17 protein-coding genes and 7 tRNA genes are annotated in these 22,611 nt (G+C 51.4%); 18 read left to right on the top strand and 6 right to left on the bottom strand.

Going from position 1 to position 22,611, the window contains the following annotated elements:
• Positions 1–17: 17 nt before the first annotated feature.
• The 4 genes from chiQ to nagE all read right to left on the bottom strand — a co-directional run bounded on the left by chiQ (position 18) and on the right by nagE (position 6,116).
• Complete coding sequence (gene chiQ / locus A9587_RS17795; protein WP_001515975.1) at positions 18–350, bottom strand: ChiQ/YbfN family lipoprotein; 333 nt, start codon at positions 348–350, stop codon at positions 18–20.
• Between the two features lie 49 nt (positions 351–399).
• The gene (chiP, locus tag A9587_RS17790; protein WP_085448777.1) at positions 400–1,806 is read right to left on the bottom strand and encodes a chitoporin ChiP; all 1,407 of its coding nucleotides are present in this window, start codon (positions 1,804–1,806) and stop codon (positions 400–402) included.
• Between the two features lie 455 nt (positions 1,807–2,261).
• Complete coding sequence (gene glnS, locus A9587_RS17785) at positions 2,262–3,926, bottom strand: glutamine--tRNA ligase (protein ID WP_001287173.1); 1,665 nt, start codon at positions 3,924–3,926, stop codon at positions 2,262–2,264.
• 243 nt (positions 3,927–4,169) lie between these two features.
• Complete coding sequence (gene nagE, locus A9587_RS17780; RefSeq protein ID WP_001515974.1) at positions 4,170–6,116, bottom strand: PTS N-acetyl glucosamine transporter subunit IIABC; 1,947 nt, start codon at positions 6,114–6,116, stop codon at positions 4,170–4,172.
• 331 nt (positions 6,117–6,447) lie between these two features.
• Between nagE and nagB the strand changes: the two genes are divergently transcribed.
• The 5 genes from nagB (at position 6,448) to asnB (ending at position 12,557) form a co-directional block, all read left to right on the top strand.
• The gene (gene nagB, locus A9587_RS17775) at positions 6,448–7,248 is read left to right on the top strand and encodes a glucosamine-6-phosphate deaminase (RefSeq protein WP_001237072.1); all 801 of its coding nucleotides are present in this window, start codon (positions 6,448–6,450) and stop codon (positions 7,246–7,248) included.
• 61 nt (positions 7,249–7,309) lie between these two features.
• Positions 7,310–8,458 carry an N-acetylglucosamine-6-phosphate deacetylase gene (nagA, locus tag A9587_RS17770; protein ID WP_105263412.1) on the top strand — a complete coding sequence of 383 codons (1,149 nt, stop codon included), beginning with the start codon at positions 7,310–7,312 and terminating at the stop codon, positions 8,456–8,458.
• Positions 8,459–8,466: 8 nt separating this feature from the next.
• Positions 8,467–9,687: a DNA-binding transcriptional regulator NagC gene (gene nagC, locus A9587_RS17765; RefSeq protein ID WP_000187581.1), complete on the top strand. Its 1,221-nt coding sequence runs from the start codon at positions 8,467–8,469 to the stop codon at positions 9,685–9,687.
• A gap of 47 nt (positions 9,688–9,734) precedes the next feature.
• Positions 9,735–10,487, top strand: coding sequence for a ribonucleotide monophosphatase NagD (gene nagD, locus A9587_RS17760; protein ID WP_000153129.1), 753 nt, complete (start codon positions 9,735–9,737; stop codon positions 10,485–10,487).
• A gap of 405 nt (positions 10,488–10,892) precedes the next feature.
• The gene (gene asnB / locus A9587_RS17750; protein ID WP_000337102.1) at positions 10,893–12,557 is read left to right on the top strand and encodes an asparagine synthase B; all 1,665 of its coding nucleotides are present in this window, start codon (positions 10,893–10,895) and stop codon (positions 12,555–12,557) included.
• A 41-nt stretch (positions 12,558–12,598) separates the two neighbouring features.
• On the opposite strand, the gene A9587_RS17745 is transcribed toward asnB, so the two are convergent.
• Entirely contained in the window at positions 12,599–13,036 is a 438-nt protein-coding gene (locus tag A9587_RS17745) for a hypothetical protein (RefSeq protein ID WP_000943492.1), read from the bottom strand.
• Between the two features lie 332 nt (positions 13,037–13,368).
• On the opposite strand from A9587_RS17745, the gene A9587_RS17735 reads away from it, so the two are divergent.
• From A9587_RS17735 to A9587_RS17705, 7 genes are all read left to right on the top strand, one after another.
• Positions 13,369–13,445, top strand: a tRNA-Met gene (locus A9587_RS17735).
• Between the two features lie 8 nt (positions 13,446–13,453).
• Positions 13,454–13,538, top strand: a tRNA-Leu gene (locus A9587_RS17730).
• 23 nt (positions 13,539–13,561) lie between these two features.
• Positions 13,562–13,636: transfer RNA gene (locus tag A9587_RS17725), tRNA-Gln, on the top strand.
• Between the two features lie 34 nt (positions 13,637–13,670).
• Positions 13,671–13,745: transfer RNA gene (locus tag A9587_RS17720), tRNA-Gln, on the top strand.
• Positions 13,746–13,760: 15 nt separating this feature from the next.
• Positions 13,761–13,837: transfer RNA gene (locus A9587_RS17715), tRNA-Met, on the top strand.
• Between the two features lie 46 nt (positions 13,838–13,883).
• Positions 13,884–13,958, top strand: a tRNA-Gln gene (locus A9587_RS17710).
• Positions 13,959–13,995: 37 nt separating this feature from the next.
• A tRNA-Gln gene (locus tag A9587_RS17705) sits at positions 13,996–14,070 on the top strand.
• A gap of 153 nt (positions 14,071–14,223) precedes the next feature.
• Here the strand turns inward: A9587_RS17705 and ubiF are convergent.
• A complete protein-coding gene (ubiF, locus tag A9587_RS17700; protein WP_000184597.1) occupies positions 14,224–15,399 on the bottom strand; it encodes a 3-demethoxyubiquinol 3-hydroxylase in 1,176 nt (391 codons plus the stop codon).
• Between the two features lie 145 nt (positions 15,400–15,544).
• Between ubiF and miaB the strand changes: the two genes are divergently transcribed.
• The 6 genes from miaB (at position 15,545) to gltI (ending at position 22,462) form a co-directional block, all read left to right on the top strand.
• Complete coding sequence (gene miaB / locus A9587_RS17695) at positions 15,545–16,969, top strand: tRNA (N6-isopentenyl adenosine(37)-C2)-methylthiotransferase MiaB (RefSeq protein WP_001515972.1); 1,425 nt, start codon at positions 15,545–15,547, stop codon at positions 16,967–16,969.
• Between the two features lie 152 nt (positions 16,970–17,121).
• Positions 17,122–18,162, top strand: a complete 1,041-nt coding sequence (locus A9587_RS17690; protein ID WP_024191850.1) for a PhoH family protein — start codon at positions 17,122–17,124, stop codon at positions 18,160–18,162.
• Complete coding sequence (gene ybeY / locus A9587_RS17685; RefSeq protein WP_000084457.1) at positions 18,159–18,626, top strand: rRNA maturation RNase YbeY; 468 nt, start codon at positions 18,159–18,161, stop codon at positions 18,624–18,626. The genes A9587_RS17690 and ybeY overlap by 4 nt, the downstream gene beginning before the upstream one ends.
• Before the next feature lie 89 nt (positions 18,627–18,715).
• Positions 18,716–19,594 carry a CNNM family magnesium/cobalt transport protein CorC gene (corC, locus tag A9587_RS17680; RefSeq protein WP_001278605.1) on the top strand — a complete coding sequence of 293 codons (879 nt, stop codon included), beginning with the start codon at positions 18,716–18,718 and terminating at the stop codon, positions 19,592–19,594.
• Positions 19,595–19,618: 24 nt separating this feature from the next.
• Positions 19,619–21,157, top strand: a complete 1,539-nt coding sequence (gene lnt, locus A9587_RS17675) for an apolipoprotein N-acyltransferase (RefSeq protein WP_016248466.1) — start codon at positions 19,619–19,621, stop codon at positions 21,155–21,157.
• A gap of 396 nt (positions 21,158–21,553) precedes the next feature.
• Positions 21,554–22,462: a glutamate/aspartate ABC transporter substrate-binding protein GltI gene (gene gltI, locus A9587_RS17670; RefSeq protein WP_001515970.1), complete on the top strand. Its 909-nt coding sequence runs from the start codon at positions 21,554–21,556 to the stop codon at positions 22,460–22,462.
• Positions 22,463–22,611 lie beyond the last annotated feature (149 nt).

Below are 22,611 nucleotides of genomic sequence, written 5' to 3'. Positions count from 1 at the left end.
CTCTCGCTTTTTGTTTTTTACTGCGTAGCGTTATTACTGCGAATTTCCTGCCAGACCTTATCACAATCGGCTTTCACCGCCTGATCATTACCGGTTTGCGTTGCCTGAATACACTGCTGATAATCCAGCACGCGCACACTTTCCTGCTCGGCAAACTGCTGATGTTGTTTCTCTTTCTTCAGCACGTTTAACACGCTCTGGCAGGCTTCAATTTTTTCCGGCGAGCCTTGTGCGGTATTAATACAGGCGCTGTACGCCTCTTTCAAACGACTATCTTCCTGTGGCGCGGTTGATTGCGCACAGGCCACCAACCCCGATGCCATCATGGCGATGAGAATCAGTTTCTTCATAGCAAATTCCTCAAACGTGCGGCAGGCGAAAAACCTGCCGCGTCGGACATCAGAAGATAGTGAATGGCGCGATAACCATAAACTTCACGTCACGCTCATCCTGGAAGATGTTGCCGTAACCGCCGCCCCAGCTCGGGATATCGGAGTGGTTATCGTATTCGGTGAAGTGCAGCTTGAACATCGTACCTTTGGCGCGCCCATCCTGAAGGGTGTAGACCGCATCCAGGCTGTATGCAGACTCTTCAATAGTCCGGTTCTTGTCGTAGAACGCATCCGGGTTGCTCTGCCAGGTAGCGGGTTTGGCATCCCAGGCGTAAACGTAAGAAGCGCCGATGGCGAAACCTGGAAGATTCCAGTTTTTCAGATCATACATCGCGCCGAAGAAGACCGCTTTTTCGCCGTTGGCGTTAAAATCAGAACGGTTATCCCACCAGATATCCAGGCGGCCGTTAGAGGAAGCGTAGGTTGGGGTCATACGCTGTAAGAAGTACCCCTGCTGACCGTCAGCTTTCACCCAGGTGCCTTCCAGGCGCAAATCCACTACGTCAGCCGCCCGGTAGCCAAAGGTCAACGCCTGTAGCCAGGCGGTGCCGTCGTAAAGATCGTTGACGCTGCGATCGTCAACTTTATCGCGCGTACCGTAGAACTGGTAGCTGGTAGTTAGCGGGCTACCGGCGATATCAAATTTGTAGCTGGCTTTAGCAAAATACTGATCGATATACCCTTCAGCCTGACCAAATGCCGCTTCCAGCACGAGGTTATTTTTGAAATCGTACTTCGCCCCGAGGGAGTGCAGGTAATCAACTTTGGTGGTTTTATCGTTCTGATAAAACTCATCCATTTCCAGATGCCACGGCGCTTTATATTCGTTGGTCCACATGTAGGAGAAGCTCAACGCACCAGCATCACCGTAATCAAAATTAGCCCCGGCTTCCGCGCCCTGATAAGTACCCGGCATAAAGCTCCAGTGCGGCGCTAACAGCGTCTGACCGGTTGGCTGAATATAACCTGCTCTCGCCCACGCCGGACCGTATTTAAATTTGGCCGCTGCTTTATACAGGCTTATACCGCTTTTATCGCCTGACCAGTCTTCGTCATAGGCTTTATTACTTTTCGAAAAAGCGATTTCGTTCGGGTGTGAACTGTCGCCATTTTCCGCCATTTCAATCGCCGTAAACGCAGCAATATCAAGGCCGAACATATCCGCGGCATAACCAGACTGAAAATCGAGGTTGGCGTTCCAGGTGGAGTGAGAAAGGTTGGTTTTGTATTTGTCGCCGTCGGTAACATCTTTACGGTCACGTTCACGCTGCCAGTAATAGATACCGCCGGTTAAGGTTGAATCGTCGATAAATCCTTCGGCGTGAGCCTCCGGCATTGCCATAAAGCCCGACATTGCTGTAACACCGGCGATAGCCAGCGCCAGCGTACTACGTTTACCACTAAACGTACGCATGGGTTAATCCTCTTTGACGTATAAATTGCTGCACCAAGGGTGAACAGCGAAAAAATAAAAAATTAAAAAAGTAGCGTTGAGAAAAGTCTCGCTGACTACAGGAACAGACTATTTTTCGCGCCGCGAATTATCAATCTCTTTCTGTAACGAGAATGTAAGAACATGAGCAACCGCACATATTTTGATGATTTTTGTTACAAGGTTTAAATTTGTACCAGGAGAGCGCGTAGAAGAAAAATATGCGGCTTTCCAGTGGGATGAAGGCAGTCGCATTCTATTAAATTATGGCTGGTGATTTTAAATTTGTTTTATGGATAAATTACAAAGCGGAATTAATTCGCGAAGAAAAGCAGAAAAAACGCCGCAGAGTGCGGCGTTTGGGATTGTTGACGAAGTGCACTTTGTTCATGCCGGATGCGGCGTGGACGCCTTATCCGGCAAAGTGGAACTTAACGTTACTCGCCAACCTTCGCCCAGGTATCACGCAGCCCAACGGTGCGGTTAAATACTGGTTTTTCCGCAGTGGAATGGCGACTGTCGAGACAGAAATAGCCTTCACGCTCAAACTGGAACGCTTTACCTGCTACCGCATCTTTCAGCGACGGTTCAGCAAAGCCCTGTTTGATCACCAGCGATTCCGGGTTAATCACCGACAGGAAATCATCCGCAGCGCCTGGATTCGGCACGCTGAACAGACGGTCATACAGACGGATTTCAACCGGTAGCGCATGTGCCGCACTTACCCAGTGGATAACGCCTTTGACCTTACGACCATCAGCCGGATCTTTGCTCAGGGTGTCAGCATCGTAAGTACAGAAGATAGTGGTGATATTGCCTTCGGCATCTTTCTCCACGCGTTCCGCTTTAATCACGTAAGCATTACGCAGACGCACTTCTTTACCCAGCACCAGACGTTTGTACTGTTTGTTGGCTTCTTCGCGGAAATCGGCACGATCGATCCAAATCTCAGCACTAAACGGCACCTGGCGGCTACCCATTTCCGGTTTGTTCGGATGGTTCGGCATGGTAACCATTTCGCCTTCGCCCTGATAGTTTTCGATAACCAGTTTTACTGGATCGATAACTGCCATTGCGCGAGGGGCGTTTTCGTTAAGATCTTCACGGATGCAGGATTCCAGCGACGCCATCTCAATAGTGTTGTCCTGCTTGGTCACGCCAATGCGTTTGCAGAACTCACGAATAGAAGCCGCGGTATAACCACGACGACGCAGACCGGAAATGGTCGGCATACGCGGATCGTCCCAGCCTTCTACGTGCTTGTCGGTCACCAACTGGTTCAGTTTACGCTTGGACATCACGGTGTATTCCAGATTCAGACGCGAGAATTCGTACTGGCGCGGATGAACAGGAATAGTGATGTTGTCCAGAACCCAGTCGTACAGACGACGGTTGTCCTGGAACTCCAGCGTACACAGAGAGTGGGTAATACCTTCCAACGCATCGCTGATGCAGTGGGTGAAGTCGTACATCGGGTAGATGCACCACTTGTTGCCGGTCTGATGATGTTCAGCAAACTTAATGCGATACAGCACCGGATCGCGCATCACGATAAACGGCGATGCCATGTCGATTTTCGCACGCAGGCAGGCTTTACCTTCTTCAAAACCGCCGGTACGCATCTTCTCGAACAGCGCCAGGTTCTCTTCAACGCTGCGGTCGCGGTATGGGCTGTTTTTACCCGGCTGCGTCAGAGTGCCACGATATTCGCGGATTTGCTCTGGCGTCAGTTCATCAACATATGCCAGGCCTTTATTGATCAGTTCAACAGCATAGGCGTGGAGTTGATCAAAATAATCGGAGGAGTAACGGACGTTACCTGACCAGTGAAAACCTAACCACTCAACGTCGTTTTTGATCGACTCGACGTACTCGATATCTTCTTTTACCGGGTTGGTGTCGTCGAAACGCAGGTTGCACTGGCCTTTATAGTCCTGGGCGATCCCGAAGTTCAGGCAGATAGATTTCGCATGGCCAATATGCAGATAGCCATTCGGCTCCGGCGGGAAACGGGTGTGTACTGTGGTGTGCTTACCACTGGCCAGATCTTCATCGATGATCTGACGAATAAAGTTAGTCGGGCGGGCTTCAGCCTCACTCATCGTGGATTCCTCAAAGCGTAAACAACGTATAACGGCGTATGATCTTATAAGCGAGACAGGCTGACAACTGTTAGTTAGAGAAAATCGAAAAATCTAACAAAGATTATGGGGATGATTGATGAAAAAAAAAGCGGTAGAGAAGATCCCCACCGCTTGTCATTGTTGGATGCGACGCTTGACGCGTCTTATCCAACCTACGGGCCTGATAAGACGCGTCAAGCGTCGCATCAGGCATAAAGCCGATTACTTTTTGATTTCAAACAGCGGTGTTTGACCCGCTACGACGTGCCCCTGGGCTTTAATAACCAGGCCGCTGAAATCGTCGATATTGCTGCAAACAACCGGACTGATCATCGAGCGAGCGTTAGCGTTCAGGTAATCCAGATCCATTTCCAGAATCGGTTGCCCTGCGCTTACCTGCACACCCTCTTCCACCAGACGTTTAAAACCTTTACCTTCCAGCGCCACAGTATCGATACCCATGTGGACTACGATTTCCGCGCCTTTTTCGGTTTCCAGGCAGAACGCGTGGTTGGTGTTGAAGATTTTCACGATAGTCCCTGCGGCTGGTGATACAACGATTTTATCCGTCGGTTTCACCGCCACACCGTCACCCACCGCTTTGCTGGCGAATGCTTCGTCTGGCACCTGATCCAGCGCCACAACATCACCAGTAATCGGTGATACCAGTTCAACGATAGACACTGCGTTTGGTACAGCCTGTGGTTTTGCTGCCGGAGCAGCGGTTGCCGGAGCGGCTTCAGCAGACGCTGCTGCTACCGGCCCACGGGCAACGACTTTCTTCATTGCATCACCGATAGATTCGGCTTTCGCACCGACAATCACCTGAATAGTCTGCTTGTTCAGTTTCACCACACCAGAAGCACCCAGACGTTTACACATCGCATCGTTGACGAGAGCTGAGTCAGCCACCGTCAGGCGCAGACGGGTAATACAGGCGTCAATCGCTTTCAGGTTGTCACTACCGCCAACCGCAGCAATATAGTTGGTCGCCAGTTGAGTCAGACCTTCTTCAGTGTTGCTGTTGGCTTCTTCAGTAACAATTTCGTCTTCTTTATCTTCACGACCTGGCGTTTTCAGGTTGAACAGGCGGATAACCACACTGAACACCACGAAGTAGATAGCGAAGAAAACAACGCCCATCACCAACAGCATCCAGACGTTCTGGCTGGCGGCCGGCAGGTTATACATCAACGCATAGTCGATGGCACCCGCAGAGAAGGAGAAGCCCGCGTGGATACCCAGCAACGTTGCGACAAACAGGCTGATGCCGGTCAGCAGTGCGTGCAGGAGGTACAGCAGCGGAGCGAGGAACATGAACAGGAATTCCAGCGGCTCAGTCACACCGGTCAGGAACGCGGTGATAGCCACGGAAAGCAGCATCCCACCCACCATCGGACGACGCTCTTTCGGCGCGGCAAAATACATCGCCAGCGCTGCACCCGGCAAACCGAACATCATGATCGGGAAGAAGCCGGACATAAACATCCCCGCCGTGCCGTCACCCGCATAGAAGCGGTTGATATCGCCGTGGAATACAGCACCCGCCGCGTTGGTGAATTCACCAATCTGGAACCAGGCGATAGTGTTCAGCACCTGATGCAGACCCGTTGGGATCAGCAGACGGTTGATGAAACCAAAGATACCAGAACCCAGCGCGCCTGCAGAAACGATCCATTCGCCACCTGCATGAATAGCGTGCTGCACCGGCGGCCAGACATAACCAAAAATGGCTGCCAGCACCAGACAGAAGAAGCCAGTGGCAATCGGCACAAAGCGTTTACCGCCGAAGAAGCTCAGGAAGTCAGGCAGTTTAATCGCGGACCAACGGTTATAGGCTGCACCACCGACCAGACCGGTAATGATACCCGCCAGAACACCCATGTTAATTTCCGGGTTGATGGTTACCATCGCTTTGGTCAGTACAAAATACCCGACCGCCCCCGCCAGCGCCGCCGCGCCCGCGCTGTCTTTTGACCAACTGGATGCCACACCGATCGCGAAGATAAGCGCAAGGTTGTCAAAAATCGCACCGCCCGCCTGGGCAATAAACGCAACGTTAAGTAAATCTGGCTGGCCGAATCGCAGCAACAGTGCCGCCACCGGCAGCACCGCGATAGGGAGCTGTAACGCCCTACCGAGTCGCTGGAAAAACCCTAAAATATTCATCTTATTCCCCCTACGAGAACCCTATTTGGCTTGTTTAAAGCCGTATTTTTATTTTGCTGCAAACTGTACTGCCGATGTTCTGTAATCAGGTTGTTAGATCATCTGCTACAGAGTGTGTAAAAAATTAATTCGTACCGCAAATTAAACGCGTGTCTTTTGTGAGTTTTGTCACCAAATATCGTTATCATCACTCCCTTTTACTGGCTAAACCAGAAAACTTATTTTATCATTCAAAAAATCAGGTCGGATTGACGCCTGTCTGCGCAAATCCAGGTTACGCTTAAAGATGCCAAATCCGCCAACGGCTTAATTTTTCTTATCGAGGTGAATAATGAGACTGATCCCCCTGACTACTGCTGAACAGGTCGGCAAATGGGCTGCGCGCCATATCGTCAATCGCATCAATGCGTTCAAACCGACTGCCGATCGCCCGTTCGTGCTTGGCTTGCCGACCGGTGGCACACCGATGACCACCTATAAAGCGTTAGTCGAAATGCATAAAGCAGGCCAGGTCAGCTTTAAGCACGTTGTCACTTTCAACATGGACGAGTATGTCGGTCTGCCGAAAGAGCATCCGGAAAGCTACTACAGCTTTATGCACCGTAATTTCTTCGATCACGTTGATATTCCAGCAGAAAATATCAACCTTCTCAATGGCAACGCCCCGGATATCGACGCCGAATGCCGCCAGTATGAAGAAAAAATCCGCTCTTACGGTAAAATTCATCTGTTTATGGGCGGTGTAGGTAACGACGGTCATATTGCATTTAACGAACCAGCCTCTTCTCTCGCCTCTCGCACCCGTATCAAAACCCTGACACATGACACTCGCGTCGCAAACTCTCGTTTCTTTGATAATGATGTTAATCAGGTGCCAAAATATGCGCTGACCGTCGGTGTGGGTACACTGCTGGATGCCGAAGAAGTGATGATTCTGGTGCTGGGTAGCCAGAAAGCACTGGCACTGCAGGCGGCCGTTGAAGGTTGCGTTAACCACATGTGGACTATTAGCTGTCTGCAACTGCATCCGAAAGCGATCATGGTGTGTGATGAACCTTCGACCATGGAGCTGAAAGTTAAGACTTTAAGATATTTCAATGAATTAGAAGCAGAAAACATCAAAGGTCTGTAATTGTTATCCCTGCCCTGACGTTTCGTTCAGGGCTGTATTATTTTTGATATCGGGGGTCGGAATGTATGCATTAACCCTGGGCCGGATCTTTACCGGCCACGAATTTCTTGATGACCATGCGGTTGTTATCGCTGATGGCCTGATTAAAAGCGTCTGTCCAGTAGCGGAACTGCCGCCAGAGATTGAACAACGTTCACTGAACGGGGCCATTCTCTCCCCCGGTTTTATCGATGTGCAGTTAAACGGCTGCGGTGGCGTACAGTTCAACGATACTGCTGAAGCGGTCAGCGTGGAAACGCTGGAAATCATGCAGAAAGCCAATGAGAAATCAGGCTGTACTAACTACCTGCCGACGCTTATCACCACCAGCGATGAGCTGATGAAACAGGGTGTGCGCGTAATGCGCGAATACCTGGCAAAACATCCGAATCAGGCATTAGGTCTGCATCTGGAAGGTCCGTGGCTGAATCTGGTAAAAAAAGGCACTCATAATCCGAATTTCGTGCGTAAGCCCGATGCCGCGCTGGTCGATTTCCTTTGTGAAAATGCCGATGTTATTACCAAAGTCACACTAGCGCCGGAAATGGTGCCAACGGAAGTGATCAGTAAACTGGCAAATGCTGGTATTGTGGTTTCAGCCGGTCACTCCAACGCCACATTGAAAGAAGCGAAAGCCGGTTTCCGCGCGGGGATTACCTTTGCCACCCATCTGTACAATGCGATGCCGTATATTACGGGGCGTGAGCCGGGTCTGGCGGGCGCGATCCTCGACGAAGCTGACATTTATTGCGGTATTATTGCCGATGGCCTGCACGTTGATTACGCTAACATTCGCAACGCCAAACGTCTGAAAGGCGACAAACTGTGTCTGGTTACCGATGCGACTGCGCCAGCAGGTGCCAATATTGAACAGTTCATTTTTGCGGGTAAAACAATATACTACCGCAACGGACTTTGTGTGGATGAGAACGGTACGTTAAGTGGTTCATCCTTAACCATGATTGAAGGCGTGCGTAATCTGGTCGAACATTGTGGTATCGCACTGGATGAAGTGCTGCGTATGGCGTCGCTCTATCCGGCGCGTGCAATTGGCGTTGAGAAACGTCTCGGCACTCTCGCCGCAGGTAAAGTGGCCAACCTGACCGCATTCACACCTGATTTTAAAATCACCAGGACCATCGTTAACGGTAACGAGGTCGTAACTCAATAAGAGAAAGTATGACACCAGGCGGACAAGCTCAGATAGGTAATGTTGATCTCGTAAAACAGCTTAACAGCGCGGCGGTTTATCGCCTGATTGACCAACATGGGCCAATCTCGCGAATTCAGATTGCCGAACAAAGCCAGCTTGCCCCCGCCAGCGTAACTAAAATTACGCGTCAGCTTATCGAACGCGGGTTGATCAAAGAAGTTGATCAGCAGGCCTCCACCGGAGGCCGCCGCGCAATCTCTATTGTCACCGAAACCCGCAATTTCCAGGCTATCGGCGTACGACTTGGTCGTCACGACGCTACCATCACCCTGTTTGATCTCAGCAGCAAAGTGCTGGCAGAAGAACATTACCCGCTGCCAGAGCGTACCCAGCAAACGCTGGAACATGCGCTCTTAAACGCCATCGCCCAGTTTATTGATGGCTACCAGCGCAAACTGCGAGAGTTAATCGCTATTTCGGTTATTCTGCCAGGGCTTGTCGACCCGGACAGCGGCAAAATTCATTACATGCCGCATATCCAGGTGGAAAACTGGGGGCTGGTAGAGGCTCTGGAAGAACGTTTTAAAGTGACCTGTTTTGTCGGTCACGATATCCGCAGTCTGGCGCTGGCAGAGCACTACTTCGGTGCAAGTCAGGATTGCGAAGACTCCATTCTAGTGCGCGTGCACCGCGGAACGGGTGCCGGAATCATCTCTAACGGGCGCATTTTTATCGGCCGCAACGGCAACGTTGGTGAAATTGGCCATATTCAGGTTGAACCGCTGGGTGAACGCTGCCACTGCGGAAATTTCGGTTGTCTGGAAACTATCGCTGCCAACGCCGCCATTGAACAACGAGTGTTGAATCTGTTAAAGCAGGGCTATCAGAGCCGCGTGCCGCTGGATGACTGCACCATCAAAACTATCTGTAAAGCCGCAAACAAAGGCGACAGTCTGGCGTCGGAAGTGATTGAGTATGTCGGTCGCCATCTGGGTAAAACCATCGCCATTGCCATCAACTTATTTAACCCGCAAAAAATTGTTATTGCCGGTGAGATCACCGAAGCCGATAAAGTGCTGCTGCCCGCCATTGAAAGCTGCATTAATACCCAGGCGTTGAAGGCGTTTCGCACTAATCTGCCGGTAGTGCGTTCCGAACTGGATCACCGCTCAGCAATCGGTGCTTTTGCACTGGTAAAACGCGCCATGCTCAACGGTATTTTGCTCCAGCATTTGCTGGAAAATTAATGTGCTTTTATAGTGGCGCTTATTGTTGTCAATATTCTGGGTAGTCCATGACCATTAAAAATGTAATTTGCGATATCGACGGCGTGCTGATGCACGATAACGTCGCCGTACCGGGTGCAGCGGAGTTTTTGCACGGGATTATGGATAAAGGCCTGCCGCTGGTGTTGCTGACCAACTATCCTTCGCAGACCGGGCAAGACCTGGCAAACCGCTTTGCCACTGCCGGTGTCGATGTGCCAGACAGTGTGTTTTATACCTCCGCGATGGCAACTGCCGATTTCCTGCGTCGACAGGAAGGCAAAAAAGCGTATGTAGTGGGCGAAGGCGCGCTGATCCATGAACTGTACAAAGCCGGTTTTACCATTACCGATGTTAATCCTGACTTTGTGATTGTTGGCGAAACGCGCTCATACAACTGGGACATGATGCATAAAGCGGCATATTTCGTCGCCAACGGCGCACGTTTTATCGCCACCAACCCGGATACTCACGGACGTGGTTTCTATCCGGCCTGTGGCGCATTGTGCGCGGGGATCGAGAAAATCTCCGGACGTAAACCGTTCTATGTTGGTAAACCCAGCCCGTGGATCATCCGTGCAGCATTAAACAAAATGCAGGCGCACTCGGAAGAAACGGTGATTGTTGGCGATAACCTGCGTACCGACATTCTGGCTGGCTTCCAGGCGGGTCTGGAGACGATTCTGGTACTCTCTGGTGTTTCGTCGCTCGACGATATCGACAGTATGCCGTTCCGCCCTAGCTGGATTTACCCATCAGTCGCTGAAATCGACGTTATCTGAAAATCAACCACGTCTCAGGACGTGGTTGATTTTGATGACAAACGCCAAACTGCCTGAGGCGCTACGCTTATCAGGCCTACGCAGCTCCTGCAATATATTGAATTTTCATAATTTTGTAGGCCGGATAAGGCGTTTACGCCGCATCCGGCATGAACAAATCTCACTTTGTAAGCGATTTGGTTTCTGATCCCCCTGCAAAATATATCCATTCAATAAAATCTGCCAAAAATTATCGATCCATCAATAAACAGGTCACTGCACCCCACTCTTTTTCACTATTCATCAATCACCATTACGTTTTTTATTTTTTCACCGCCAAATCTCTTGCGCACATTGCTGCTTTGCGGCATTTTTTTAAACAAGCAAACACAACAAGCAGCAAACACCAGGTTAACGGAGAAGGTTATGTGTTCAATTTTTGGCGTATTCGATATCAAAACAGACGCAGTTGAGCTGCGGAAGAAAGCACTCGAGCTGTCACGCCTGATGCGTCATCGTGGCCCGGACTGGTCCGGTATTTATGCCAGCGATAATGCAATTCTCGCCCACGAACGTCTGTCAATTGTTGATGTTAACGCGGGTGCGCAGCCTCTCTACAATCAATCAAAAACCCACGTACTGGCAGTGAACGGGGAAATCTACAACCACCAGGCGCTGCGTGCTGAGTATGGCGATCGTTACCAGTTCCAGACTGGATCTGACTGCGAAGTGATCCTCGCGTTGTATCAGGAAAAAGGGGCGGAATTTCTCGACGATTTGCAGGGCATGTTTGCCTTTGCCCTGTACGACAGCGAAAAAGATGCATATCTGATTGGTCGCGACCATCTGGGGATCATCCCTCTGTATATGGGTTATGACGAACACGGCCAGCTATATGTGGCCTCAGAAATGAAAGCCCTGGTGCCGGTTTGCCGCACCATTAAAGAGTTCCCGGCAGGGAGCTATCTGTGGAGTCAGGACGGCGAAATCCGTTCTTATTATCACCGCGACTGGTTCGACTACGATGCGGTGAAAGATAACGTGACCGACAAAAACGAGCTGCGTCAGGCACTGGAAGATTCCGTTAAAAGCCACCTGATGTCTGACGTGCCTTACGGCGTGCTGCTCTCCGGTGGTCTGGATTCCTCAATTATTTCGGCTATCACCAAAAAATACGCCGCCCGCCGCGTGGAAGATCAGGAACGTTCAGAAGCCTGGTGGCCGCAATTGCACTCTTTTGCCGTGGGTCTGCCTGGTTCACCGGATCTGAAAGCGGCCCAGGAAGTGGCAAATCATCTGGGCACTGTGCATCACGAAATTCACTTCACCGTACAGGAAGGTCTCGATGCCATCCGCGACGTGATTTATCACATTGAAACGTATGATGTGACCACGATTCGCGCTTCAACGCCGATGTATTTAATGTCGCGTAAGATCAAGGCGATGGGCATTAAGATGGTACTGTCCGGTGAAGGTTCTGACGAAGTGTTTGGCGGTTATCTCTATTTCCACAAAGCGCCGAACGCCAAAGAGTTGCATGAAGAGACGGTGCGTAAGCTGCTGGCCCTGCATATGTATGACTGCGCACGCGCCAACAAAGCGATGTCGGCCTGGGGCGTGGAAGCACGCGTGCCGTTCCTTGACAAGAAATTCCTTGATGTAGCGATGCGCATTAATCCGCAGGACAAAATGTGCGGCAACGGCAAGATGGAAAAACACATCCTGCGTGAATGTTTTGAAGCGTATCTGCCCGCAAGTGTGGCCTGGCGGCAGAAAGAGCAGTTCTCAGATGGCGTCGGTTATAGCTGGATCGACACTCTGAAAGAAGTGGCGGCGCAGCAGGTTTCTGATCAACAGTTGGAAACGGCCCGCTTCCGCTTCCCATACAATACGCCGACCTCAAAAGAAGCGTATCTGTATCGCGAAATCTTTGAAGAACTGTTCCCGCTCCCAAGTGCCGCAGAGTGCGTACCAGGGGGGCCGTCCGTTGCCTGTTCTTCTGCCAAAGCGATTGAGTGGGATGAAGCGTTCAAGAAAATGGACGATCCATCGGGTCGTGCAGTCGGTGTTCACCAGTCGGCGTATAAATAAGACGTGTAATAATGCCCCGGAGAAATCCGGGGCAATTTCAGTTACTGGGGAACTTGTTGATTCTGATAGGCTGTGAGGAAATGTTCCGGATTTGCTACATCGCTGTCAGATAACTCATTACTGTAGGCGACTGACCAGGCTGCCGATTCATCCGGGATATGCAGGCTTCCATTTCCCTCTTTCAGGCGTAATAACTCAAAAGATTCGCCCTTGATTACAGCGGTATACGATTTCTCACCTTCCTGTAATGCTTTTACTTTGCAGCGAAAAATCTGACCATCGATGTCATTATCAACATGAGATACCTGAACAAGGGCTTCATTTTCCGCTTTCGGCCCAATTCGCATCATCCAGACCACTGCTCCTTCCTGACCACGATAACCAAAGACATACTTACCAATTTCCGGTCGGGCTGTATCGGCAAACGCCGATTGCATAAGTAATAAAGCACTGACCAGCACCGTCATAAAACGCAACATATTATTCCCTCAATAAATCGCCTGAAGTGGTAGCAGAGATGCAGGCGTAGCGATCCCTGTTCTGTCCTGTTGCAACGGGTCAGTATTTCATAGATTAATTTCCCACCGCTATTGTTGAATTCTGAATTTCACCCCGTATGACAAAAGAATGGCTGCAGGCTGTAGAAAAAACACAAAGTAAACAATAATTGACGAATATAGCGCCACGCTGTTCGCAACCTAACCAAACAGTCAATTTCAAGCAATTTTCCTTGAAAAAGAGGTTGACGCTGCATGGCTCTATACGCATAATGCGCCCCGCAACGCCGATAAGGTATCGCGAAAAAAAAGATGGCTACGTAGCTCAGTTGGTTAGAGCACATCACTCATAATGATGGGGTCACAGGTTCGAATCCCGTCGTAGCCACCATCTTTTTTGCGGGAGTGGCGAAATTGGTAGACGCACCAGATTTAGGTTCTGGCGCCGCAAGGTGTGCGAGTTCAAGTCTCGCCTCCCGCACCATTCACCAGAAAGCGTTGTACGGATGGGGTATCGCCAAGCGGTAAGGCACCGGTTTTTGATACCGGCATTCCCTGGTTCGAATCCAGGTACCCCAGCCATCTTCTTCGAGTAAGCGGTTCACCGCCCGGTTATTGGGGTATCGCCAAGCGGTAAGGCACCGGTTTTTGATACCGGCATTCCCTGGTTCGAATCCAGGTACCCCAGCCATCGAAGAAATAATCTGGCTACGTAGCTCAGTTGGTTAGAGCACATCACTCATAATGATGGGGTCACAGGTTCGAATCCCGTCGTAGCCACCAAATTCTGAATGTGTCGAACAGGTTCGGCAAGTTCAAAAAAATTTGTTGGGGTATCGCCAAGCGGTAAGGCACCGGATTCTGATTCCGGCATTCCGAGGTTCGAATCCTCGTACCCCAGCCAATTTATTCAAGACGCTTACATCGTAAGTGCACCCTGTTGGGGTATCGCCAAGCGGTAAGGCACCGGATTCTGATTCCGGCATTCCGAGGTTCGAATCCTCGTACCCCAGCCACATTAAAAAAGCTCGCTTCGGCGGGCTTTTTGCTTTTCTGCGTTTATTCAATATCGAATGCGATGTTGGCACGCCTTACCCTACGAAGTCGGATGCGACGCTGCCGCGTCTTATCCGACCTACGGTTGGCATGCATCCGGCAATGTTGTGAGGCTACAACCCTAACGCATATTTCAGCGCCTGACGTTTCAAGACGCCAGCACGTTCCGCCGCCATCAAACCAAGATTACGTACAAAACGCAGTGGCGGCAGATTATTGCTGAATCCGGCATAAAACAGATCCATACCGCTTTGCATAATGAAGTTATCCGCCATGCGACGCATCTGGTAACGCTTGAGGATTGGATAACTGGCCCACGCTTCGCCATGACTGCGCGCGCTCACCAGAACGTCAATCAGAGCATCAACATCGCGATAACCAAGATTCACGCCCTGCCCCGCCAGCGGATGAATGGTGTGCGCCGCATCGCCCACCAGTGCCAGACCTGGCTGAACATATTGCAATGCATGACGACGCGTCAGTGGAAACGCCCCCGCAGCAAGCGGCGTCACATAACCGAGACGCGACGGGAAATGTTTCGCGATTTCCGCCTGTAACTGCGCCATATTCATATTCTGTAACTGGCGAATGCGCGCCGGAGAGTCATACCACACCAGCGACGCCCAGTGATCAAACAACGGCAGGAAAGCACGCGGCCCGTCAGGTGTAAACTGCTGCCAGGTGCTGTCGCCAGGATCATTCTCGCACCGCACGCTAATCAACATACACGACTGCGCATACTGCCAGGCATGAACGCCAATTCCCGCCATCTGCCGCACCTGTGAATTTGCCCCATCGGCACCAATCACCAGCTTCGCGCGGATCACTTCTCCGCCCTTCAGCTCCAGCTCCTGAAGATCATTATCGCGATGCAACGCAATCAGCGAGGCCGGTACACGTAGCGTCACGTTCGGATGCGTCTCCAGTGCCTGCCACAACGCCTGTTGCAGAACGGTGTTTTCCACCATATAGCCAAGCAACGGTAGCTTAAGTTCAGCGGCGTCAAACACCACATGCGCCGTTTCCCACTCCCACGTTTCCAGTCTGCGATAAGGATGGCAACGCATAGCCTGTACCGCATCCCAGACACCTGAACCTTTAAGCAATGATACCGACGCAGCGCTAATCGCTGAAATACGCACGTCAGGCTGGCTGTCCTCTACAAACGGCGCAGGTTCAGCGTGTTCAATAACCGTTACCGAAAATCCGTGCTGCGCCAGTCCCAGCGCCAGTGCGCCGCCGACCATTCCTCCGCCGACAATGGCAATTTCCGTTGGTTGATTTGTCATGGTCAATCATCCTGTTAGCAATATGCTTTAAGTTTACAGGATTTTTACCCCCAAGGGCTGATAACGCTCATACTGGTCACAACGGCAGCAAAGCATTACACTATGCGCCCTGCATTCCTGGCTACTATTTCGCAAGAGCAAGTCGATGACCAAAAAACTCCATATTAAAACCTGGGGCTGTCAGATGAACGAGTACGATTCATCGAAGATGGCCGATCTGCTGGATGCCACCCACGGCTATCAACTGACCGACGTGGCGGAAGAAGCGGATGTGCTGCTGCTGAACACCTGCTCAATCCGCGAGAAGGCTCAGGAAAAAGTCTTCCATCAGTTGGGTCGCTGGAAACTGTTAAAAGAGAAGAATCCGGACCTGATTATCGGTGTTGGCGGCTGCGTGGCTTCGCAGGAAGGCGACCACATTCGTCAACGCGCCCACTACGTCGATATTATTTTTGGGCCGCAAACGCTGCACCGTCTGCCGGAGATGATCAACTCCGTGCGCGGAAACCGCAGCCCGGTCGTAGATATCAGCTTCCCGGAAATCGAGAAGTTTGACCGTCTGCCAGAACCGCGCGCCGAAGGACCAACCGCGTTTGTCTCCATCATGGAAGGTTGCAATAAATATTGCACCTACTGCGTGGTGCCTTACACCCGTGGTGAAGAGGTAAGCCGTCCATCCGACGATATTCTGTTTGAGATTGCCCAGCTTGCCGCTCAGGGCGTGCGTGAAGTCAATCTGCTCGGTCAGAACGTGAACGCCTGGCGCGGTGAGAACTACGACGGCACCACCGGCTCGTTTGCCGATCTGCTGCGTCTGGTTGCCGCTATCGACGGGATCGATCGTATTCGCTTTACCACCAGCCATCCGATCGAATTTACCGACGATATCATCGAGGTTTATCGCGATACGCCAGAACTGGTGAGTTTCCTGCACCTGCCGGTACAGAGCGGTTCCGATCGCATCCTCAACCTGATGGGCCGTACCCACACGGCGCTGGAATACAAGGCGATCATCCGTAAATTGCGTGCGGCGCGTCCGGATATTCAGATCAGTTCTGACTTCATCGTTGGCTTCCCTGGCGAAACCACCGAAGACTTTGAGAAAACCATGAAGCTGATTGCCGACGTCAATTTCGACATGAGCTATAGCTTCATCTTCTCCGCACGTCCGGGTACACCAGCCGCCGATATGGTTGATGATGTTCCGGAAGAAGAGAAGAAGCAGCGTCTGTATATTCTGCAAGAACGTATCAATCAGCAAGCGATGGCATGGAGCCGCCGGATGCTCGGCACCACCCAGCGTATTCTGGTGGAAGGTACTTCGCGTAAGAACATCATGGAACTTTCCGGGCGTACCGAAAATAACCGCGTGGTCAATTTCGAAGGCACGCCGGATATGATCGGTAAATTCGTCGATGTGGAAATTACCGACGTTTACCCGAACTCCCTGCGCGGTAAAGTGGTACGTACCGAAGAGGAAATGGGTCTGCGCGTGGCAGAGGCTCCGGAATCAGTGATTGCCCGTACCCGCAAAGAAAACGACCTTGGCGTGGGTTATTATCAGCCGTAATTCTCAGGCCCGCCGTTCCGGTGGGCCTTGTTTTTTCTCTCTTTATCCCCATTTTTATCGCAATGCTTGCGCCTTTTTCCTGTGGCGTGAATAATTTCCTTATAGGCCGGTGAATGTTCAGCTTCCGGCGGCATACAAATAAGAGGAACGGTTTGAACATAGACACTCGCGAAATCACCCTGGAGCCAGCAGACAACGCGCGTCTGTTGAGCCTGTGCGGCCCGTTTGATGACAACATCAAGCAACTCGAACGCCGTCTCGGCATCGAAATCAATCGCCGCGATAACCACTTTAAACTGACCGGTCGTCCGATTTGCGTCACTGCCGCGGCAGACATTCTGCGCAGTCTGTATGTCGATACTGCCCCAATGCGCGGTCAGATCCAGGATATCGAACCGGAGCAGATCCACCTTGCGATTAAAGAAGCGCGAGTGCTGGAACAAAGTGCGGAAAGCGTGCCGGAGTACGGCAAAGCGGTCAATATCAAGACCAAACGCGGGGTCATTAAACCACGCACACCGAACCAGGCGCAGTACATCGCCCATATTCTTGACCATGACATCACCTTCGGCGTGGGTCCGGCGGGTACGGGTAAAACCTACCTGGCTGTGGCTGCGGCGGTTGATGCGCTGGAACGTCAGGAAATCCGTCGTATTCTGCTGACCCGTCCGGCAGTAGAAGCTGGTGAAAAATTAGGTTTTCTGCCCGGCGATTTAAGCCAGAAAGTAGACCCGTATCTGCGCCCGCTATACGACGCGCTGTTCGAAATGCTTGGCTTTGAAAAAGTCGAGAAACTGATTGAGCGCAACGTTATTGAAGTCGCGCCGCTGGCCTATATGCGTGGTCGAACACTGAACGACGCATTTATCATTCTTGATGAGAGCCAGAACACCACCATCGAACAGATGAAGATGTTCCTGACCCGTATCGGTTTTAACTCAAAAGCGGTTATCACCGGCGACGTCACGCAGATCGACCTGCCGCGTAATACCAAATCGGGTCTGCGCCACGCCATCGAAGTGCTGGCCGATGTCGAAGAGATCAGCTTTAACTTCTTCCACAGCGAAGACGTTGTTCGTCACCCGGTAGTGGCGCGTATCGTTAACGCCTATGAAGCCTGGGAAGAAGCCGAACAAAAACGTAAAGCGGCGCTGGCGGCAGAGCGCAAGCGTGAAGAACAGGAACAAAAATGAGTCAGGTGATCCTCGATTTACAACTGGCCTGTGAAGATAATTCCGGGCTACCGGAAGAGAGCCAGTTTCAGACATGGCTGAATGCGGTGATCCCGCAGTTTCAGGAAGAATCAGAAGTGACTATTCGCCTGGTCGATACCGCCGAAAGCCACAGTCTGAATCTGACCTATCGCGGTAAAGATAAGCCGACCAACGTGCTTTCCTTCCCATTTGAAGTGCCGCCTGGCATGGAGATGTCGCTGCTGGGCGATCTGGTTATCTGCCGTCAGGTGGTTGAGAAAGAAGCGCAGGAACAAGGTAAACCACTGGAGGCGCACTGGGCGCATATGGTGGTGCACGGCAGTCTGCATTTGTTAGGTTACGATCACATCGAAGATGACGAAGCAGAAGAGATGGAAGCCCTCGAAACAGAGATTATGCTTGCTCTGGGCTATGAGGATCCGTACATTGCCGAGAAAGAATAATTTGCCGGGCATTTGACTGGCAGACGTCCCCGCCGTTGGTAAGTAACGACGGTGTTTTGATTAACTAACATGAGAACCCATACGACGCCATGAGCGACGACAATTCACACAGTAGTGACACGATAAGCAACAAGAAGGGATTTTTCTCCCTGTTACTCAGCCAACTTTTCCACGGTGAACCGAAAAACCGTGACGAACTGCTGGCGCTGATCCGTGATTCCGGGCAGAACGACCTTATCGACGAAGATACGCGCGATATGCTCGAAGGGGTAATGGACATCGCAGACCAACGCGTTCGCGACATCATGATCCCGCGCTCCCAGATGATTACTCTGAAACGCAACCAGACGCTGGATGAATGCCTTGATGTCATCATCGAGTCTGCCCACTCGCGTTTCCCGGTGATCAGCGAGGATAAAGATCACATTGAAGGGATTCTGATGGCGAAAGACTTGCTGCCGTTTATGCGCAGCGATGCTGAAGCCTTCAGCATGGACAAAGTGTTACGTCAGGCGGTTGTCGTTCCTGAAAGTAAGCGCGTAGACCGGATGCTGAAAGAGTTTCGCTCTCAGCGATACCACATGGCGATCGTCATTGACGAATTCGGCGGTGTTTCCGGTCTGGTGACCATTGAAGACATCCTGGAACTGATTGTTGGTGAGATTGAAGACGAGTATGACGAAGAAGATGATATTGACTTCCGTCAACTTAGCCGTCACACCTGGACCGTGCGTGCGCTGGCTTCCATCGAAGATTTCAACGAAGCGTTCGGCACCCACTTTAGCGATGAAGAGGTCGATACCATCGGTGGTCTGGTGATGCAGGCGTTTGGGCATCTTCCGGCGCGTGGCGAAACCATCGACATCGACGGTTACCAGTTCAAAGTGGCGATGGCCGACAGTCGGCGTATTATTCAGGTTCATGTCAAAATCCCGGATGACTCACCCCAGCCGAAGCTGGATGAATAAAACCGAAACTGGATAGATAACTACATGGCTTTTGCCTCATTACTTGAACGCCAGCGCATTCGCCTGCTGCTGGCGTTATTATTCGGTGCCTGCGGAACGCTGGCCTTCTCCCCTTATGACGTCTGGCCTGCGGCGATTGTTTCGCTGATGGGGCTTCAGGCTCTGACCTTTAACCGCCGCCCACTTCAGTCTGCCGCTATCGGCTTCTGCTGGGGATTTGGCCTGTTTGGCACCGGTATTAACTGGGTATATGTCAGCATCGCGACCTTTGGCGGGATGCCAGGCCCGGTAAACATCTTCCTGGTGGTGCTGCTGGCGGCGTATCTTTCGCTGTATACCGGACTGTTTGCTGGTGTTCTGGCGCGGCTGTGGCCGAAAACCACCTGGCTGCGCGTGACGATTGCCGCCCCTGCCCTCTGGCAAGTCACCGAGTTTCTGCGCGGTTGGGTGCTAACTGGCTTTCCGTGGTTGCAGTTCGGCTATAGCCAGATTGACGGGCCGTTAAAAGGGCTGGCACCGATAATGGGCGTGGAAGCCATTAACTTCCTGCTGATGATGGTTAGTGGCCTGCTGGCGCTGGCGCTGGTCAAACGCAACTGGCGTCCGCTGGTGGTGGCCGTTGTGCTGTTTGCACTCCCCTTCCCTCTGCGTTACATCCAGTGGTTTACCCCGCAACCGGAGAAAACCATTCAGGTTTCAATGGTTCAGGGTGATATTCCACAATCACTGAAGTGGGATGAAAGCCAGCTTCTTAATACGCTGAAGATTTACTACAACGCGACAGCACCGCTGATGGGTAAATCGTCATTGATTATCTGGCCAGAGTCAGCAATTACCGATCTGGAAATGAATCAGCAACCGTTCCTCAAAGAGCTGGATGGCGTGCTGCGTGAAAAAGGTAGCTCGCTGATCACCGGGATTGTCGACGCGCGCCTCAATAAGCTGAACCGCTACGATACCTACAACACCATCATCACGCTGGGTAAAGGTGCACCTTACAGCTATGAATCGACCAATCGCTATAACAAAAACCATCTGGTGCCGTTTGGCGAGTTTGTCCCGCTGGAGTCGATTCTGCGTCCGTTAGCGCCGTTCTTTGATCTGCCGATGTCGTCATTCAGCCGCGGGCCTTATATCCAGCCGCCGCTGTCCGTGAATGGTATTCAGCTTACCGCAGCCATTTGCTACGAGATCATTCTTGGCGAGCAGGTGCGCGATAACTTCCGCCCGGATACCGACTATCTGCTGACTATCTCCAACGATGCATGGTTTGGTAAGTCTATTGGCCCGTGGCAGCACTTCCAGATGGCGCGAATGCGTGCGCTGGAACTGGCGCGCCCGCTGCTGCGTAGCACCAACAACGGCATTACGGCGGTGATTGGCCCACAGGGTGAGGTTCAGGCGATGATCCCGCAATTCACCCGCGAGGTGTTAACCACTAACGTGACGCCGACTACCGGACTCACACCGTACGCACGTACCGGCAACTGGCCGCTGTGGGTGCTGACGGCACTGTTTGGTTTTGCCTCTGTGTTGATGAGTCTCCGTCAGCGACGTAAATAATCCCTTCTAATTGTGCCGGAATACATTACGTATTTCGGCACGCTCACCGGATGCGGCGTCAATGCGTTATCCGGATGACAAAATTCCCCTATCCAACTTTGGCACATCTATTGCTTTGTTATACAAGGCAAACCTTGAACCGGTGTCGGTACAACCAGGTTGCACCATAGCAATCCACCGATAGCACCAAAAGAGTGCATTTTGAGAATTTTGCTTCGGAATGGTGCGGTGCATCTCGCAAAAACAAACAATAAAACATCAATATCTTTACATTTATACAAACTAAATGTTACCTAACAAGCACAACACTGCACAATAAAGTTGCAGATGATAACAACACAAACACTCACAACGGGTATCCATGCGTTCTTAACGCAGAAGATAAAGGAGTTGGATATGCAATTACGTAAATCTGCCACAGCAATCCTGGCCCTGGCGCTTTCCGCAGGTCTGGCACAGGCAGAAGACACTGCCCCGACTGCAGGCAGTACGCTGGACAAAATCGCCAAAAACGGCGTGATTGTCGTCGGTCACCGCGAATCTTCGGTGCCTTTCTCTTATTACGACAACCAGCAAAAAGTGGTGGGTTACTCTCAGGATTATTCCAACGCCATTGTCGAGGCAGTGAAAAAGAAACTCAACAAACCGGATCTGCAGGTGAAACTGATCCCGATCACCTCACAAAACCGTATTCCGCTGCTGCAAAACGGCACTTTCGATTTTGAATGTGGTTCTACCACCAACAACCTCGAACGCCAGAAACAGGCGGCTTTCTCCGACACCATTTTCGTGGTCGGTACGCGCCTGCTGACCAAAAAAGACGGTGATGTTAAAGATTTTGCTGATCTGAAAGACAAAGCCGTAGTAGTCACTTCCGGCACCACTTCTGAAGTTCTGCTCAACAAACTGAATGAAGATCAGAAGATGAATATGCGCATCATCAGCGCCAAAGACCATGGTGACTCTTTCCGCACGCTGGAAAGCGGTCGTGCCGTTGCCTTTATGATGGATGACGCCCTGCTGGCCGGTGAACGAGCGAAAGCGAAGAAGCCTGATAACTGGGAAATCGTCGGCAAACCGCAGTCTCAGGAAGCTTACGGCTGCATGCTGCGCAAAGATGATCCGCAATTCAAAAAGCTGATGGATGACACCATCGCCCAGGTGCAGACCTCCGGTGAAGCGGAAAAATGGTTTGATAAGTGGTTCAAAAACCCCATTCCACCGAAAAACCTGAACATGAATTTCGAGTTGTCGGACGAAATGAAAGCACTGTTCAAAGAACCTAATGACAAAGCACTGAACTAATTACAAGAACCAGGGGCGGAAAGTTCAGCCCTCTCGATTGTTACGTAGCACGGACAGACTATACGCCTGATGGTCGTTCCCCATCGGGCCTGAAAACCGCAATACGCTGGGTAACAATCTTCGAGGGTAGCAGTTAACGCTGCTACCCT

This window comes from Escherichia sp. MOD1-EC6162, assembly GCF_002965125.1.
Lineage (GTDB): Bacteria > Pseudomonadota > Gammaproteobacteria > Enterobacterales > Enterobacteriaceae > Escherichia > Escherichia marmotae.
The sequence above is the reverse complement of the archived record's forward strand: the minus strand, read 5'-3'. Positions and strand labels throughout refer to the sequence as shown.

Excerpts from the sequence above, each read along its gene's own strand:
- glnS (WP_001287173.1), bottom strand. The coding sequence starts at position 3,926 with ATGAGTGAGGCTGAAGCCCGCCCGACTAACTTTATTCGTCAGATCATC.
- chiP (WP_085448777.1), bottom strand. The coding sequence starts at position 1,806 with ATGCGTACGTTTAGTGGTAAACGTAGTACGCTGGCGCTGGCTATCGCC.
- miaB (WP_001515972.1), top strand. The coding sequence starts at position 15,545 with ATGACCAAAAAACTCCATATTAAAACCTGGGGCTGTCAGATGAACGAG.
- ybeY (WP_000084457.1), top strand. The coding sequence starts at position 18,159 with ATGAGTCAGGTGATCCTCGATTTACAACTGGCCTGTGAAGATAATTCC.
- chiQ (WP_001515975.1), bottom strand. The coding sequence starts at position 350 with ATGAAGAAACTGATTCTCATCGCCATGATGGCATCGGGGTTGGTGGCC.
- nagC (WP_000187581.1), top strand. The coding sequence starts at position 8,467 with ATGACACCAGGCGGACAAGCTCAGATAGGTAATGTTGATCTCGTAAAA.
- nagA (WP_105263412.1), top strand. The coding sequence starts at position 7,310 with ATGTATGCATTAACCCTGGGCCGGATCTTTACCGGCCACGAATTTCTT.
- nagE (WP_001515974.1), bottom strand. The coding sequence starts at position 6,116 with ATGAATATTTTAGGGTTTTTCCAGCGACTCGGTAGGGCGTTACAGCTC.
- corC (WP_001278605.1), top strand. The coding sequence starts at position 18,716 with ATGAGCGACGACAATTCACACAGTAGTGACACGATAAGCAACAAGAAG.
- nagD (WP_000153129.1), top strand. The coding sequence starts at position 9,735 with ATGACCATTAAAAATGTAATTTGCGATATCGACGGCGTGCTGATGCAC.
- A9587_RS17745 (WP_000943492.1), bottom strand. The coding sequence starts at position 13,036 with ATGTTGCGTTTTATGACGGTGCTGGTCAGTGCTTTATTACTTATGCAA.
- ubiF (WP_000184597.1), bottom strand. The coding sequence starts at position 15,399 with ATGACAAATCAACCAACGGAAATTGCCATTGTCGGCGGAGGAATGGTC.
- nagB (WP_001237072.1), top strand. The coding sequence starts at position 6,448 with ATGAGACTGATCCCCCTGACTACTGCTGAACAGGTCGGCAAATGGGCT.
- gltI (WP_001515970.1), top strand. The coding sequence starts at position 21,554 with ATGCAATTACGTAAATCTGCCACAGCAATCCTGGCCCTGGCGCTTTCC.
- lnt (WP_016248466.1), top strand. The coding sequence starts at position 19,619 with ATGGCTTTTGCCTCATTACTTGAACGCCAGCGCATTCGCCTGCTGCTG.
- asnB (WP_000337102.1), top strand. The coding sequence starts at position 10,893 with ATGTGTTCAATTTTTGGCGTATTCGATATCAAAACAGACGCAGTTGAG.